A 14648-nucleotide genomic window follows, 5' to 3' on the forward strand; every position below is an offset into this window, starting at 1 on the left:
AGTTTTATCCATATTTTAACACAGTTTCAGATTTTGTCTCTTCAAAAATGCTTCAATCTGCTTGATATGGTGATCATCATGTTCTACAAACATCGCCATAAATGTTTCAGGCGAAAATGATCTCTTTCCTTTTCCGATTGTAAATGCTGTATCCGCTGGTATTGCCTCTATTTTATGAAGCAGACTCTCTCGTGTTAATGCAAACTCATTTAATAATTCATTTGTGGATGTAAATTCAATAATACGCTTCATGGCTTTTTCGTTATAGGTATCATGATCTGGAAATTCAGGAAGAGCAGCACCTTCAAACATCTCTGGTACCATAACATCAAGCAAAAATTTGTCCCAGTAATAAATATGGCCGATAATTTCTCTGATGCTCCACTTTCCGTGCTCGGTTTCTTTCGTTAATTTTTCTTCAGGTAAAGTATGAAGGGACAGAAAATAATTTCTGTTCTTCTCGTATTTCTTCCGTTTACTCATATTAATACATCCTTTCGAAATTTTCTCACTTCTTTACTATATCGTAAGTATTAAAAACGGACAAGAACATATATTCGTGTTTCTTAGCTGGTTCTATCTACCAGTTTCCATACTGTTGAAAACGGTTATATCTTGATTAACTGGCATAAATATCCCCATTTGAAAAAAATTACTCCTAGAAAAGCTTCTATTGACTGAAAATTTCAAGATTTGTCGGAAAGTTATCATAATTTTAAAGAATTATGGACATTAATACTATTACAATAATAAGTAAGTAGGTGATATTATGAGAAGGATACGAAAACGTTCTTTTGAAGAGCTTGTGTTGGAAAATAAGCAGTTGTTGCTAAAAGATGAGGAAGCTCTTCGTAAGATTGAAGACCGTCTGGAAAAGAAGATGTTGAATAAGGCAGAATAACTTTCAAATATTTCTTGTTATGATTATCCCTCCACTTAGAGATAGTAAAAGTAGGAGGGATGTTTTTATGAGTAATCCAAAAGGAAGCAGAAAGCATTTTATGCCAAACCATATTGGTACACAACCGCAGGAAGCGGGAGGCAATAAGGGGAAGCAGATGCAGGACACTTCAGGCAAACATGCTCAAGTCATTCAGACTAAGGGCGAGTAGACTATCCAATTTTTTCAAGTGTGTAAACCGTTAAAGATGCGCAAACTAGAAGTTGTAGTATATCTTCATGATACCAGGGAGGCGTTAAGCAATGGCTGAAAACCAACAACACCGTGCAAACCCGGATGATCGCAGTGACAATGTAGAGAAACTACAGAGCATGGTCCAGAATACGATTGAAAATATCGAAGAAGCTCAGGAATCCATGCAGTTTGCCGGTCCAGAGGAAAGAGAGCAGATTGAAGCGAAAAATCATCGTCGTGAAGAAAGCATTGCAGCATTCCGTTCCGAAATAAAGGACGAAGCTAGCTCTCGTGAAAATGGATTTCAGTAATCTATAGGACAAAAGGTGGGCATTTTACAATGCTCATCTTTTTTGATGTGGAAAAAAATTCATTTATGGTATCATAATAGGATACTTTCTAAGCAAATGGGGGAAAGAGGATGTTAGTATCAAAGAAAGAAATAGAAGTAAGATACGCAGAAACGGATCAAATGGGTGTGGTATATCATGCCAACTATCTCGTATGGATGGAGCTCGGCAGAACGCAGCTTATCAAAGATCTTGGATTCTCCTACGCTCAAATGGAGCAGGACGGGGTCATCTCACCTGTCATTGATATAAATGTCACCTATAAGAAACCGCTTCGCTACGGGGAAGTGGCGACGATTCAAACATGGATCGAAACCTACGATGGATTCAGGGTCGTGTATGGCTATAAAGTGTTGACACCAGATGAAGAGATCGCCCTTATCGGCAGCTCTTCACATGTCTGCGTAAAAAAGGACAACTTTAAGCCAATCATTATCCGTAAAAAATATCCGGAGTGGCATAAGGCTTACGAGAATGCGAAAAAGCAAGGAGAGTAAAATATGGCCTTCGGGATTGCTCGGGAAGAACTGAAAAAGTGGAAGGAGCAAGTCTCCAATGGGAAGATGGCATTTATCACTCATTATTGGATCCATCCACGTTTTGAGGGCATTAAGACTGTTACAAAGGCGGGCTGCAGTGACCTGGAAAAGCTGATTGCATGGGGGCATTCCTACGGCCTGAAGGAAGAGTGGATACATAATCGTGACCAATACCCTCATTTTGATCTGATTGGCGACAAACAGCTGGAGATTTTAATCTCTGAAAATCAGGTGGATCAAATAGAGCGTTTTTTTCAAAAAGAAAAGAATTAGGACAGTTTCATCCTAATTCTTTCTTTTCATTCATAACCGAATTTGGGCTCGTTCAATTCTTCGTCCATCGTTATATGCAGGTCATGGCCATCAAAGTACCATTCGTCCTTTTCTTCTACAAAGAATGTAAGGCCATCCTGTTCGACGCTTGCTGCTGGCTGATCGGGATTTTCCTGTACAATTCCGAGTGAAAATCCTTTTTGGACGGTGCTGCAGCCGCCATAACGGATATGAAAGCGGATAGAGTCGCCACTTTTAAGGTCCAGTTCATTTTTATACCAGTCTACTGCCGGTTGAGACATTGTCATTTTCATAAGAGCAACTCCTTATCGATCGATTGCATGGATTTTTTTATGGCTTTGGAGTTTCCATTTGAAAAAATACATGGTCTTTATTTACTTTCTTATTATAACTAATTTCCACAAGATGAACCAAACGAAACCACTTAGGGGGAAAGATATGGAACTGCCATACACAATATGCTTTATACAGTGCGAAGATTCCATTCTATTGCTACATCGAAACAAAGCTCCGAACAAGGGGAAATGGAATGGTGTTGGAGGAAAAATAGAAAAAGATGAAACCCCATATTATGCCGTTTTCCGTGAAACATTGGAGGAGACTGGTTTATTAATCAAAGATCTAACCTTTCGGGGAGTTGTATCCTGGAATAACAAAGGCGGGATGTATGTCTTTACCGGAACGGAAATGGAAGGAATCCTCAAGGACGGCCCTGAAGGCATATTGGAATGGAAGAGTCTTGAATGGATCAAAACTTCAGATCAGGTGGTAAGTAATATGCCTCTCTTTTTGCCTGAAGTATTAGGAGCGGAACCTCCAAAAGAGCATGCATTCACCTATTCGGTCGATGGGGAAATAATGGATTATCAAATGAAAAAGCTGTCACCATCAATAGTTGAATCTGCGGAAAAGCAATCAAGTTTCGTTTCAGTTGGTTCTGCATATTAAAGGGGACGTTCTGGATTTAGTTTTTTCATAATTCGCAATATGGAGGTCTGTAATGTGAAAAGAGTGGACGTGGCATATGTGATTCTCCTTAGCGAGAACAAAGAGAAAATCCTGATGGTGAAGAATAAAGGAAGGAAAGGGTCTTATTTCACATTACCAGGAGGAGCAGTTGAGCCAGGGGAAATCCTCGCGGATGCTGCAAGAAGGGAAGCCATGGAAGAAACGGGTCTGATTATAGAGCCGAAAGGGCTGGCAGGGGTTTCCGAGGCTTTTTTTGAGGAAAGAGGCCATCAGGCTGTATTCTTCTATTTTCATGCAGAGAAAAAGAGCGGGGAAATCGGGATATCTTTTCCGGATGAAATAGAAGAAGTTGTATGGATGGATTTAGCTCAAGCGAAAGAGTACATAGGAATACCAAGTATTGATGAAAGCATTCCCTATAATTTTCAAGGGGTAAAATAGATAGTTTACAAGGAGAGGGAGAACAAAATGACCATAAAAAGAGCAGGGTTAGACCAACTAAAGGAAGCGGCACATCTATTCAATCTTTACCGAGTGTATTATGAACAAAAATCAGATATAGAAGGAGCGGTCAATTTTCTTCAAGAAAGGTTCTCCAATGAAGAATCTGTCATCTTTCTGGCTTATGAACAGGAGCAGGCAGTTGGTTTCACCCAGCTATATCCGACCTTTTCATCCGTTCAAATGAAGCGGACATGGGTATTGAATGATCTGTTTGTACACGAGGAGCATCGTGGAAAGGGGTTCGGGGAGCAGTTGGTGAAAAAGGCTATCCAATTTGCAGACAGCCGAGATGCAGCAGGCGTACTTCTTGAAACGATGCCAGATAACGTGAACGCACAGCGACTATATGAAAGAATAGGTTTCAAGAAGGAAGAGAACTATTTTTATTTCTATAAGATTTAAAGATTGCTAGATATTAAAGATTGGATGGTGAAGGATGTTGTCCATCAAAGATGTGGTAGATAATTATTTTTGTGCTTGGGATAGAGCGTTTATTACAAAGGATCCTTCGGAAATTAAAAGTTTCATGTCAGAGAAGTTTGTTGGATACTGGGCGCACTCGGGATTGGAGATTCCAGAGCAGTATGACTATCATTATGATCTTGTATCGGTATTGAATCAATATGAGGATGCAACGAAGAGTTTTGAGATCGAATCCATCTCCTCACGTAAAAATGGACAAGAATATATCGTCATGGGAATTGAAACAGCAGTGATAAGCGGAGCGGAATACCCTGCCAAATGCTTGTTCATTTGGCGAGAAGAAAACCATGAATGGAAGCTGATCCGCGAGTACATCGAATTGGAGCGATAGGGAATGATTGTTAGAAAAGTACTTCCTGAAGATGCTGATAAATTGGTCGATCTCATAAAAAAGGTGGAAGAATCAAACTTTATGCTCTTTGGACCAGGTGAAAGAAAAGTCACAGGGGAGCAATTAAGAAGACGCCGGATTGAACCTTTGGAAAATGACCACTCCTCCACAATCCTTGTTGCGGTTGATGGGGAAGAACTGATCGGATACCTAATGGCAATCGGATCAACAACACAAAGAACAGCACATTCTGTTTATCTCGTAGTCGGGGTATCTGAAGCTGCACGAGGTAAAGGGGTAGGAACTGGATTGTTCCGCAAGTTGGAGGAATGGGCGAAGAATAGAAACGTCCACAGATTAGAACTCACTGTCATGGTACATAACGAAGCTGCAATTAATTTGTACAAAAAGATGGGATTCGAAATAGAGGGTGTGAAAAAGCACTCTTTATTGGTGGATGGAACTTTTGTGGATGAATTATATATGGGTAAACTGTTGTAGATGATAAAGCAACAAAATAGAGGTGCATATTTTTATGACTTGGTATATAAAGAGATTTGATGATTTATCAAATATGGAGCTGTACAACATTCTAAAAGAGAGAACGTCTGTGTTTGTTGTCGAACAAAATTGCCCCTATCCTGAGGTTGATGGCAAAGACCCACAATCTTCTCACCTTTTCAAAGAGGAGTATGGGGAGATTATAGCATATTTACGAGTCCTGCCCCCAGGTGTATCCTATAAAGAAGCTTCTATTGGTAGAGTGTTAGTGAAAAAAGAATTTAGAGGCCAAGGACTTGCAGTAGAACTCTTAAGAAGAGGACTGGATTTTATCCATGACGAATTAAAGGAAGACATTGTGAAAATACAAGCCCAGGATTATCTAAGAAAGTTCTATGGCTCATTTGGCTTCAAAGCTATTACCGAAACATATTTAGAAGATGACATCCCCCATGTAGATATGCTTTTACAAAATTCCTCGTCGAAAAACGGGAGAGCCATTTAGTTGATTCTGCGGATGTGTGCGGGAATATTTCAGAAGTAAAATAAAAAGTCTCAGAGCATTTCATCTGCTCTGAGACTTTTTATTTATTTGCATCAATTTCCCGCATCCTCATTAATCCACTGATACATATGTTCCATCATTTCCTCATGCTTCGCCGCACCATTCGGAAATCCGAAGTTTGAAGCATCCTTCAGTGGTACTACGTGGTACTTGGTTGGATTGACCTGGGAAACATAGGTCGGGATAAAGTCATCAACCTTGATATCGATGTTTGTTTCAGTCCCGTCCACAAATTTCTCCACTCGGAGCTGAAGAATTCCACCGATATCCTTATAGTCATCCTTTTGGCCGGAAAGGAAGTTTCCTAGGGAGTACACTACAAACATCTTCTTGCCGTCCGGACGGTCCAGGAATTTCATCGGCTGCAATACATGTGGGTGATGACCGATGACGATGTCAACATTCAAACCTGCCAGGAAATCGGCAAGGTCTTCCTGCTCACTGTTAGGGAGTAATATATATTCGACACCCCAATGCATGGCTACTACCACTACATCAGAGTTCTCCTTTGCTTCCTTCACATCGCGCTCGATTTTCTCCCGGTCGATCAGGTTGACGAAATACTCCTTGCCTTCCGGAACAGGAATCCCGTTTGTACCATATGTGTAGGAAAGGAATGAAAAGGTGATGCCGTTTTCTGTAATGGTACGAAGCGTGCCACGGTCTTCCTCGCTTTTATATCCCCCCACATACTGCATATCAATCGTTTCATAGTGGTTAATGGCATTCATGATCGCCTTCTCTCCGCGATCCAATGTATGGTTGTTGGCAATGCTTACAATATCAACGCCAGCTTCCTGCAGGGCATCTGCCACTTCAAACGGGCTGTTGAAGCTTGGATAGTTGGATAAACCGATTTCTGTCCCACCGATGATCGTCTCCTGGTTGGCGATGGAGATGTCGGTTTCCTGCAAATATTGCTTAACCCGATCCAACATAGGGTTGAAATTATAGCTGTTTTCACCCGTTTGGGCAGCATCGTAAACCGTACTATGGATAAGGAGATCTCCTACAGCCGATATGGTTGCTTCTGTACGGTAGGATTTTTCTGCTGTTTCCACTTGCTTGCTCTGATGCGCTTTTACTTCTTTAGGCGCTTCATTTTCCGTTTTGGAGGAGGAATTATTATACTGGTTTAATAATAGTCCTGAAAATGCCCCTCCTATTAGTAAGATTAATAGGATTGGTAATACTATTTTCCATTTTGCTTTCACGATATTGACCCCTTTTATTCTATTCTTTTCTATCTTCCACTATAATACATTTTCCCTGTTTTTGTTATCCTTTCTTTGCAAAAACCGTCGAAACTTTAGAAGGGATGCAGGAATTTTTTATTTGTGTCCCGAAATAAATTGGGGAGAGCATTTATTTATGGAAGGGGAATCATTTATGCTAGCTTTTAAAAAGCCCGAAGTGGAACAATTTTTCCGTGTGTTTAATATTCAGGATTTTTCAGTAAGCCCTGATGAGACTCAGTTGGTCTATAGCACGAACCTAACTGGCCACTACAATTTATGGGGGATGGATCTACCCAATAACTATCCATATCCGATGACATTCAATAACCAGAGCTGTCATGCATTGAAATTCGAGCCGAATGGCGAATACATTTTGGCTAGCTTTGATCATGATGGGAATGAGTTAACACAATTCTATGCGTTACCGACCCGGGGAGGGGATTTGGAAGATCTGCGTGTGAACGAGGAATATCGTCATATGAATCCCAAGTTCTCCGAAGATGGAAGAAGACTCTACTATACAGGCTCCAAAAACAATAAAACCTATTTGAATGCCTATCGCTATGACTTCGATACAAAAGAAGAGACACTCGTTGTTGAAGGTTCTGGAGCATCCACCTATCTAATGGATGTATCAGCGGATGAAAAGAGCTATCTAATTATGAAGCATTTTGCAAATACATATTCACTAGCTTACCTGGTGAAGGATGGAGAGACCATTCTGCTTACTCCACAAACCGATAAACAGCATACGGTTTCCAACGCTATCTTTACAGGTTCTTCATCCATCTATCTATTAACCGATCATGATGATGATAAAAGCTACTTGGCTCATTATGATGTGGATACTCAAACTTTTACAAAGGTAACAGAGGATAGCTCCCTGGATCTGAACAGCATGTTCTATGATAAGAAGGGAAATCATCTCTATCTGGTTTCGTCAAACGGTGTAGAGGATACTTTTTATTCCTACTGCCTGGAATCCAAGGAACTGAAACAGGAAGAAACTCCTGTTGATATCATAGACAAAATCATCATCGGGAAGAGCGGTACAGTCTATCTTCTAGGTAAGACGGCGACTAAGCCTGCCAACATTTTCAGAAAAAGTCATGAAACATGGGAACCTCTTACGAATAACAGAGTCCCTGCTGTGTCGGATGAGGACCTTTCCGAGCCTGAAATATTAACCTACCCGTCCTTTGATGGTCTTGAAATTGAGGCATTGTTCTTTCGTGCCAAAGAGGAAGTCTCCAACGGCCATGTCATTCTCTGGCCACATGGCGGACCACAAAGCTCGGAAAGAAAATCCTTCCGTTCTTACTTCCAATTTCTTGTTAGCCGTGGCTACAGCATTTTTGCACCGAACTTCCGTGGGTCCTCCAACTACGGTCTAAGCTATATGAAAATGGTTGAAGGAGACTGGGGACATGGACCTCGCCTTGATAATATTACAGGCCTGGAATGGCTGATTGAAAACGGCTATGCAGACCGTGAAAAAATCTTCCTGATGGGAGGTAGCTACGGCGGCTATATGGCACTTCTGCTACATGGCAGACATCCTGAATACTTCAAGGCGGTCATTGATATCTTTGGGGTGAGTAACTTATTCTCCTTCATAGATTCCGTACCAGACCATTGGAAACCTGTGATGAAGCAATGGGTGGGAGATCCGGTCGAGGATAAGGAAAAACTGACCGTAGATTCTCCAACAACCTACTTGGACACAATGATAAAACCGATGCTGATCATCCAGGGAGCCAATGACCCACGTGTGGTGCAAAAGGAATCCGATCAGATTGTCGAAGCTTTGAAAGAAAAAGGTCGCAAAGTGGAATACCTCGTCCTTGATGATGAAGGGCACGGATTCTCGAAAAAAGAGAATGAAATCAAAGTGTTCCAGGCAATTCTGACTTTCTTGGATTCACATTTATAAGCTCATACTTCCAAGCTGGACTTTAATGGTTCAGCTTGGTTATGTTGAAGGGAAGCTCGCTATAGTTCTCAGGTTTTTAAAAAACTTTTACGGACTGATAATTAAAGGTAAGGACATTTGATATAGGGGGAGACAATATGACTAGATTCGGATTTATTCGTCATGGAAGCACATCATGGAACAAAGAGAGAAGGGCACAGGGGAGTTCGGATATCCCATTGGATCAGGATGGCATCAATGATGCTGTAAAGCTTGCAGAACGACTATTGTCAGAGGAATGGGATTACATATACTCCAGTAACCTATTGCGGGCTCATCAGACAGCTGAGATAGTGGCGGATAGGCTGGACGTTCCTGCCCTTATCCTTGATACCAGGTTAAGAGAGGTAAGCGGCGGCCTGATAGAAGGAACGACAGAAACGGAAAGATTGGAAAAATGGGGAGCCGATTGGCGCTCGATGGATCTGGGAGTCGAAAAGGTTGAATCGGTCCTTGAGCGTGGGCTTGGGTGTTTGAATGAAATTAATCATAAGCATCCTGATTCCAATATTCTGATTGTAAGTCACGGGTCTTTCATCAGGCATCTATTAAGGGAATTGACACCTGGCGTGGATTTGACAAGTCATCTGCAGAATACGTCCATCACAAGACTGACAATTACGGAAAACAACTGGAATTGTGAGTTATATAACTGTGTGAAGCATCTGGATCAAACTATTTTAAAAGGCTAAAAGTAGCGAAAAAGGTGATGATAACTCTCATCACCTTTTATATTCCCAGAATATACTTTCATTTTTGTTCACTTCGACTTATAATGAGAATATATGTTCGTAACCCGTAAAGGAGGGCATATATGCTCAATAATGAAGAGGATATTATAAGAATAATAGAGAAGGATCCTTGGATGATGGAGATCCTGAAAACGGCACGTACCCTTGATTTACCCGATTGGTGGGTCTGTGCAGGGTTTGTACGTTCAAAAATTTGGGATACTCTTCATCATTTTAAAGAAAGAACGGAGCTTCCCGATATTGATGTTATCTACTTCGACCCTGAAATGCGAGACGAAGCTGAAGAAAAGGCACTGGAAACGAAACTTGCGGCCATCCATCCCGCCATTCCCTGGTCTGTTAAAAACCAAGTGAGAATGCATCAGGTTAACAATCTGGACCCTTACTCCTCCTCTGTTGATGCAATTTCTAAGTTTCCCGAGACTGCAACAGCGCTTGGTGTAAAGTTGGATAAGCATGATTCCGTCATCCTTGCCGCTCCATGCGGAGTAGAAGATGTTTTGGGGCTGAAGCTAAGACCAACAGAGTTTTTTACTAAAACGGAGGAGCGGAAAAAGATATTTAAAGGCCGAATTCAAAAAAAGAATTGGCAATCCATTTGGACTAAAATTGAGGTAGTCCATGTCAATAAATAAGGGATGGTGAAAAAGTATGCAGGGATTGCTGCATCACTTGGAGATCTATGTTTCTAATCTTCAGAGGTCGAAAGAATTTTGGGGATGGCTTCTCGAACAATTGGGCTATGAAGTCTATCAACAGTGGGAAAAGGGGCAAAGCTGGAAGCTGGGGGAAACCTATCTCGTTTTTGTTCAGGCAGAGGAGCGGTTTTTGGATGTTCCCTATCATCGAAGCAGAGTGGGTTTGAATCATCTGGCTTTTCATGCTGCTTCAAGAGCTAAAGTGGACGAGTTGACACACGCTTTAAAAGATCGAAATGTGTCGATCCTTTACCAGGATAAGCATCCATTTGCCGGTGGAAATGATTATTATGCCGTATTTTTTGAGGATCCTGACCGAATAAAGGTCGAATTGGTTGCGCCGCAGAATTGAATTTACAAAAAGAAGGGATCACCTATGACAGATAATATTAAAGTCGACATCTATACGATGTGTCTTGTTCAAGATGGGGATAAGGTTTTGCTGCTGGATAGACCCAGTAATAAAGGGTTTCCAGGTTTCATCGCCCCAGGAGGCAAATTGGATTTTCCGGAAAGCCTGACAGAAGGAGTGGCACGGGAAGTATATGAGGAAACGGGCCTTCGTGTCAGTAATCTGATCTACAAAGGACTTGATGAATTTGTAGATGTAAAAAAGAACTACAGGTATATGGTGTTCAACTACCTTACCAGCACCTTTGAAGGGAACCTTTTACCGAATCCTCCTGAAGGAACACTTCACTGGGTCTCCATTCATGAAGCAAAGGAGCTACCGATGCAGCCTTGGTTCAAAAGGAGATTTCCGCTGTTTTTCCAGGAGGGTACTTTTGAGATTTACTCTGTGTGGGATGAGGAAGAAAAAAAGACCTTAAGAGAAACAGTTAAACAGCTATAAAAAAAAGCCCAGATATTTTCTGAGCTTTTTGATTTGCAGGATGTCAGTTGGTCTGATTTTTCTTTTTCAAGCTCAGCCAAGTGATCTTTGGCTCCGTTTTATTGATTATCCTGCTGATATTTGTCCGGTGTTTGAATATGACAAAGGCTGCAAGAAGTGAAACGGCAATAATCAATGGAAGGTCGCCGAACATTATGCTGTATGCGGTTGTTACGATACCTGTCAGTATGGATGATAGCGATACATATTTGGTAAGAAACAAAAATAAAAAGAAACAAAATAGCATAATGCCAAACATGATGGGACTGACAAAAAGCAATACTCCACCCGACGTTGCGACTGCTTTACCGCCACGGAACTTTGCGAAAACAGGGTAGACGTGTCCGACTACGGCACATAATCCTGCAATCAATGGATGAATTTCTGCAGCCATTAGCAACGGTAAGGAAGCGGCAAGTGTGCCTTTCAGGATGTCACAGACCGTAACGATCAAGCCAGCTTTCACCCCTAAAGTACGGAAAGTATTGGTTCCACCCAGATTTCCACTGCCATGCTGTCTTATATCAATACCATAGCCTATTTTACCGACAACAAGAGCAAAGGGGATGGAGCCTAATAGATAAGCAAGAATAAGTATTATGATTTCAATCATTCTATAAACTCCTTTATGTAATATTCCTATCTTTAATATATGCCAAATTTTAAGAGAAGCAAAGGGTTTCTTGCAAGTTGTGCAGAATTAAGTAAAGGTGAAAGAGGCGGTAACCTGATGTTAAAAGTAAGATTTTAAGGGTATACCAAACACAGATACCATTTTGAAAGGGGCTAAAAATAATGAGTCTAACATATCCAAGTCGCGAGGAAATCGGCAAAATATTAAAGAAAAGCAAACGAATTGCGGTTGTAGGGTTGTCGGACAACCCCCAAAGAACGTCCTATATGGTTTCCAAAGCCATGCAGGATGCTGGCTATGAGATCATTCCCGTCAATCCTATTGTGGAGGAAGTGCTGGGTGTTAAAGCCGTTGCTTCACTGAAGGAGATTGAAGGCCATGTCGATATCGTGAATGTCTTCCGTCGCAGCGAGCATCTCTATGATGTGGCGAAGGAGTTTCTGGAGATTGATGCAGATATCTATTGGGCGCAACTGGGGCTAGAAGACGAGAAAGCTTACCATCTGTTAAAGGACAAGGGCTATACCGTGATCATGGATCGTTGTATCAAAGTGGAGCATGCTTTAACAAAATAGTGCTTTTCATCCTTGTTTTCTTCCATGAAACAAGGATTTTTATTCTTTTTATGACAATATTCGCCAAAAGTTATTGGCGAAAGTCGATGAACTCTATACAATAGAACGTAGACAACTTTAAAATGTATGTTAATATATAAACGAATATTTGTTTGTTGGGAAACGGCAAATTGGATAAATATTAATATATACGCAACACCTATACATATAGAGATAGTGGCAGTAGCAGTGAAAGGGGTATGTTTTTGGTGGCAAAGAATACGATTGAATACAACGATGATGCGATACAGGTATTAGAAGGTCTGGAGGCAGTCCGTAAGCGTCCGGGGATGTATATCGGAAGTACGGACACCCGAGGTCTTCATCATCTTGTATATGAGATCCTGGACAACTCAGTCGATGAAGCATTGGGCGGATTCGGAGATCATATCATTGTGAACATACATAAAGACAACAGTATTAGCGTGAAGGATAAAGGCCGTGGTATGCCTACCGGAATGCATAAGATGGGAAAACCTACCCCAGAAGTCATTTTAACGGTACTACATGCAGGTGGAAAATTTGGACAAGGCGGCTACAAAACAAGTGGTGGTCTGCACGGAGTTGGTGCGTCTGTTGTTAACGCCCTATCCGAATGGCTGACTGTGACGATCAAACGTGATGGTTTCATCTATGAACAGCGTTTTGAGAACGGCGGGAAGCCTGTAACGACCTTAGAAAAGATCGGTACGACGAAACAGACAGGTACAACGATTCATTTCAAGCCTGATACTACCATTTTCAGTACAACCACCTATAACTTTGAAACCTTATGTGAACGCCTGAGAGAATCGGCGTTTCTGCTGAAGGGATTAAAGATTGAGATAAATGATGAGCGTAATGGCATCAAGGAAGTATTTCACTATGAAAGTGGAATCGAAGCCTTTGTCACTTATTTGAATGAGGAAAAAGATGCACTTCATAACGTGGTGTCCTTTGAAGGCGCTCAAAACGGGATTGAAGTGGATTTTGCATTTCAATTCAATGACGGCTATTCAGAGACGATTCTTTCTTTTGTAAATAATGTACGTACAAAAGACGGTGGAACGCATGAATCCGGTGCAAAAACTGCAATGACCCGAATTTTTAACGAATATGCGAGAAAAGTGAGTCTTCTGAAGGAAAAAGATAAAAATCTGGATGGTTCTGATATCCGTGAGGGATTATCTGCAATCATTTCAGTCCGTATACCGGAGGAGCTTTTGCAGTTCGAAGGTCAGACAAAAGGAAAACTTGGAACGAGTGAAGCGCGTTCTGCAGTAGATTCAATCGTTTCTGAGCATTTGGCTTACTTTTTGGAGGAGAATCCGGATACAAGCTCGATGCTTGTCAAGAAATCCATCAAAGCCTTTCAGGCACGTGAAGCGGCAAGAAAAGCGCGTGAGGATGCAAGGAGCGGCAAGAAACGAAAACGTTCTGATGCGATGCTGAGCGGAAAGCTGACGCCTGCTCAATCACGTAATCCGCAAAAGAATGAAATCTACCTGGTAGAGGGTGACTCTGCAGGAGGTTCTGCAAAACAGGGCCGTGATCGACGCTTCCAGGCGGTACTGCCTTTGCGAGGAAAAGTAATCAATACAGAAAAGGCTAAGCTTGCCGATATTTTCAAAAATGAAGAGATCAATACGATTATTCATGCGATTGGCGGTGGAGTCGGACCTGACTTCTCGGTTGCAGATATCAACTACGATAAAGTAGTCATCATGACTGATGCCGACACGGACGGTGCTCATATCCAGGTGCTTCTGTTGACGTTCTTCTACCGTTACATGAAACCACTTATTGAAGCGGGTAAAGTGTTCATCGCCTTGCCACCGCTGTATAAGGTTAGTAAAGGTACCGGAAAAAAAGAAGTGCTCGAATATGCATGGTCGGACGAAGAATTGCAAGGTGCGATTCAGAAAATTGGCCGAGGATATGTGATTCAGCGTTATAAAGGTCTCGGGGAAATGAATGCAGACCAGCTATGGGAAACAACGATGAATCCTGAGACGCGTACGCTTATTCGAGTGCGTATTGATGATGCAGCAAGAGCGGAACGCCGTGTGACCACCCTGATGGGAGATAAAGTAGAGCCACGACGTAAATGGATTGAAAGCAATGTGGCATTTGGGCTTGAGGAAGACCCAAATATCCTGGAAAATGATAATTTATTGGTCGCTGAGGAGGTATAATAG

General features: G+C 41.6%; 22 protein-coding genes. 18 read left to right on the top strand and 4 right to left on the bottom strand.

Annotation, left to right across the window (positions count from 1 at the left end):
* Positions 1–15 precede the first annotated feature (15 nt).
* Positions 16–483 (bottom strand): DinB family protein, encoded by a 468-nt coding sequence (locus ACQCT5_RS11900; RefSeq protein ID WP_499642099.1) that lies wholly within the window; start codon positions 481–483, stop codon positions 16–18.
* A 286-nt stretch (positions 484–769) separates the two neighbouring features.
* Here ACQCT5_RS11900 and ACQCT5_RS11905 point away from each other — a divergent pair, with 286 nt between their 5' ends.
* The 5 genes from ACQCT5_RS11905 to ACQCT5_RS11925 all read left to right on the top strand — a co-directional run bounded on the left by ACQCT5_RS11905 (position 770) and on the right by ACQCT5_RS11925 (position 2297).
* Complete coding sequence (locus ACQCT5_RS11905) at positions 770–901, top strand: FbpB family small basic protein (protein ID WP_499642101.1); 132 nt, start codon at positions 770–772, stop codon at positions 899–901.
* Between the two features lie 67 nt (positions 902–968).
* Positions 969–1112, top strand: coding sequence for an acid-soluble spore protein N (locus tag ACQCT5_RS11910; RefSeq protein ID WP_010193544.1), 144 nt, complete (start codon positions 969–971; stop codon positions 1110–1112).
* Positions 1113–1203: 91 nt separating this feature from the next.
* A complete protein-coding gene (tlp, locus tag ACQCT5_RS11915; RefSeq protein WP_499642104.1) occupies positions 1204–1446 on the top strand; it encodes a small acid-soluble spore protein Tlp in 243 nt (80 codons plus the stop codon).
* Positions 1447–1556: 110 nt separating this feature from the next.
* Positions 1557–1982, top strand: coding sequence for an acyl-CoA thioesterase (locus tag ACQCT5_RS11920; RefSeq protein ID WP_499642106.1), 426 nt, complete (start codon positions 1557–1559; stop codon positions 1980–1982).
* Positions 1983–1985: 3 nt separating this feature from the next.
* Positions 1986–2297: a hypothetical protein gene (locus ACQCT5_RS11925; protein WP_499642108.1), complete on the top strand. Its 312-nt coding sequence runs from the start codon at positions 1986–1988 to the stop codon at positions 2295–2297.
* Between the two features lie 26 nt (positions 2298–2323).
* Here ACQCT5_RS11925 and ACQCT5_RS11930 read toward each other — a convergent pair whose 3' ends face one another.
* On the bottom strand, positions 2324–2611 hold the full coding sequence (locus tag ACQCT5_RS11930; protein WP_386637223.1) for a HesB/YadR/YfhF family protein: 288 nt from the start codon (positions 2609–2611) through the stop codon (positions 2324–2326).
* A 145-nt stretch (positions 2612–2756) separates the two neighbouring features.
* On the opposite strand from ACQCT5_RS11930, the gene ACQCT5_RS11935 reads away from it, so the two are divergent.
* From ACQCT5_RS11935 to ACQCT5_RS11960, 6 genes are read left to right on the top strand one after another with little or no spacing between them, the layout of a single operon-like run.
* Positions 2757–3266 (top strand): NUDIX hydrolase, encoded by a 510-nt coding sequence (locus tag ACQCT5_RS11935; RefSeq protein ID WP_499642110.1) that lies wholly within the window; start codon positions 2757–2759, stop codon positions 3264–3266.
* A 54-nt stretch (positions 3267–3320) separates the two neighbouring features.
* Complete coding sequence (locus ACQCT5_RS11940) at positions 3321–3728, top strand: NUDIX hydrolase (protein ID WP_499642112.1); 408 nt, start codon at positions 3321–3323, stop codon at positions 3726–3728.
* Between the two features lie 27 nt (positions 3729–3755).
* Positions 3756–4193, top strand: a complete 438-nt coding sequence (locus ACQCT5_RS11945; protein WP_499642113.1) for a GNAT family N-acetyltransferase — start codon at positions 3756–3758, stop codon at positions 4191–4193.
* Positions 4194–4227: 34 nt separating this feature from the next.
* A complete protein-coding gene (locus tag ACQCT5_RS11950) occupies positions 4228–4605 on the top strand; it encodes a nuclear transport factor 2 family protein (protein WP_499642115.1) in 378 nt (125 codons plus the stop codon).
* 3 nt (positions 4606–4608) lie between these two features.
* Positions 4609–5106 carry a GNAT family N-acetyltransferase gene (locus tag ACQCT5_RS11955; RefSeq protein WP_499642116.1) on the top strand — a complete coding sequence of 166 codons (498 nt, stop codon included), beginning with the start codon at positions 4609–4611 and terminating at the stop codon, positions 5104–5106.
* Positions 5107–5140: 34 nt separating this feature from the next.
* Positions 5141–5611, top strand: a complete 471-nt coding sequence (locus ACQCT5_RS11960; RefSeq protein WP_499642118.1) for a GNAT family N-acetyltransferase — start codon at positions 5141–5143, stop codon at positions 5609–5611.
* 92 nt (positions 5612–5703) lie between these two features.
* On the opposite strand, the gene ACQCT5_RS11965 is transcribed toward ACQCT5_RS11960, so the two are convergent.
* Positions 5704–6885, bottom strand: a complete 1182-nt coding sequence (locus ACQCT5_RS11965; RefSeq protein ID WP_499642120.1) for a CapA family protein — start codon at positions 6883–6885, stop codon at positions 5704–5706.
* 175 nt (positions 6886–7060) lie between these two features.
* Between ACQCT5_RS11965 and ACQCT5_RS11970 the strand changes: the two genes are divergently transcribed.
* From ACQCT5_RS11970 to ACQCT5_RS11990, 5 genes are all read left to right on the top strand, one after another.
* Positions 7061–8842, top strand: coding sequence for a S9 family peptidase (locus ACQCT5_RS11970; RefSeq protein ID WP_499642122.1), 1782 nt, complete (start codon positions 7061–7063; stop codon positions 8840–8842).
* A gap of 137 nt (positions 8843–8979) precedes the next feature.
* A complete protein-coding gene (locus ACQCT5_RS11975) occupies positions 8980–9573 on the top strand; it encodes a histidine phosphatase family protein (RefSeq protein ID WP_499642124.1) in 594 nt (197 codons plus the stop codon).
* A 122-nt stretch (positions 9574–9695) separates the two neighbouring features.
* A complete protein-coding gene (locus tag ACQCT5_RS11980) occupies positions 9696–10268 on the top strand; it encodes a nucleotidyltransferase family protein (protein WP_499642126.1) in 573 nt (190 codons plus the stop codon).
* Positions 10269–10284: 16 nt separating this feature from the next.
* On the top strand, positions 10285–10683 hold the full coding sequence (locus tag ACQCT5_RS11985) for a VOC family protein (RefSeq protein ID WP_499642128.1): 399 nt from the start codon (positions 10285–10287) through the stop codon (positions 10681–10683).
* A gap of 24 nt (positions 10684–10707) precedes the next feature.
* Complete coding sequence (locus ACQCT5_RS11990; RefSeq protein WP_499642131.1) at positions 10708–11184, top strand: 8-oxo-dGTP diphosphatase; 477 nt, start codon at positions 10708–10710, stop codon at positions 11182–11184.
* A 43-nt stretch (positions 11185–11227) separates the two neighbouring features.
* Here the strand turns inward: ACQCT5_RS11990 and plsY are convergent, their stop codons facing one another.
* Positions 11228–11836 (bottom strand): glycerol-3-phosphate 1-O-acyltransferase PlsY, encoded by a 609-nt coding sequence (gene plsY, locus ACQCT5_RS11995; protein WP_499642133.1) that lies wholly within the window; start codon positions 11834–11836, stop codon positions 11228–11230.
* A gap of 182 nt (positions 11837–12018) precedes the next feature.
* On the opposite strand from plsY, the gene ACQCT5_RS12000 reads away from it, so the two are divergent.
* Both ACQCT5_RS12000 and parE read left to right on the top strand, forming a co-directional pair.
* Positions 12019–12432 carry a CoA-binding protein gene (locus ACQCT5_RS12000; protein WP_499642135.1) on the top strand — a complete coding sequence of 138 codons (414 nt, stop codon included), beginning with the start codon at positions 12019–12021 and terminating at the stop codon, positions 12430–12432.
* 248 nt (positions 12433–12680) lie between these two features.
* The gene (gene parE / locus ACQCT5_RS12005) at positions 12681–14645 is read left to right on the top strand and encodes a DNA topoisomerase IV subunit B (protein ID WP_499642137.1); all 1965 of its coding nucleotides are present in this window, start codon (positions 12681–12683) and stop codon (positions 14643–14645) included.
* The last annotated feature ends 3 nt before the right edge of the window (positions 14646–14648 follow it).

This window comes from Sutcliffiella halmapala (assembly GCF_050107295.1).
GTDB classification, from domain to species: Bacteria; Bacillota; Bacilli; order Bacillales; family Bacillaceae_I; genus Sutcliffiella_A; species Sutcliffiella_A halmapala_A.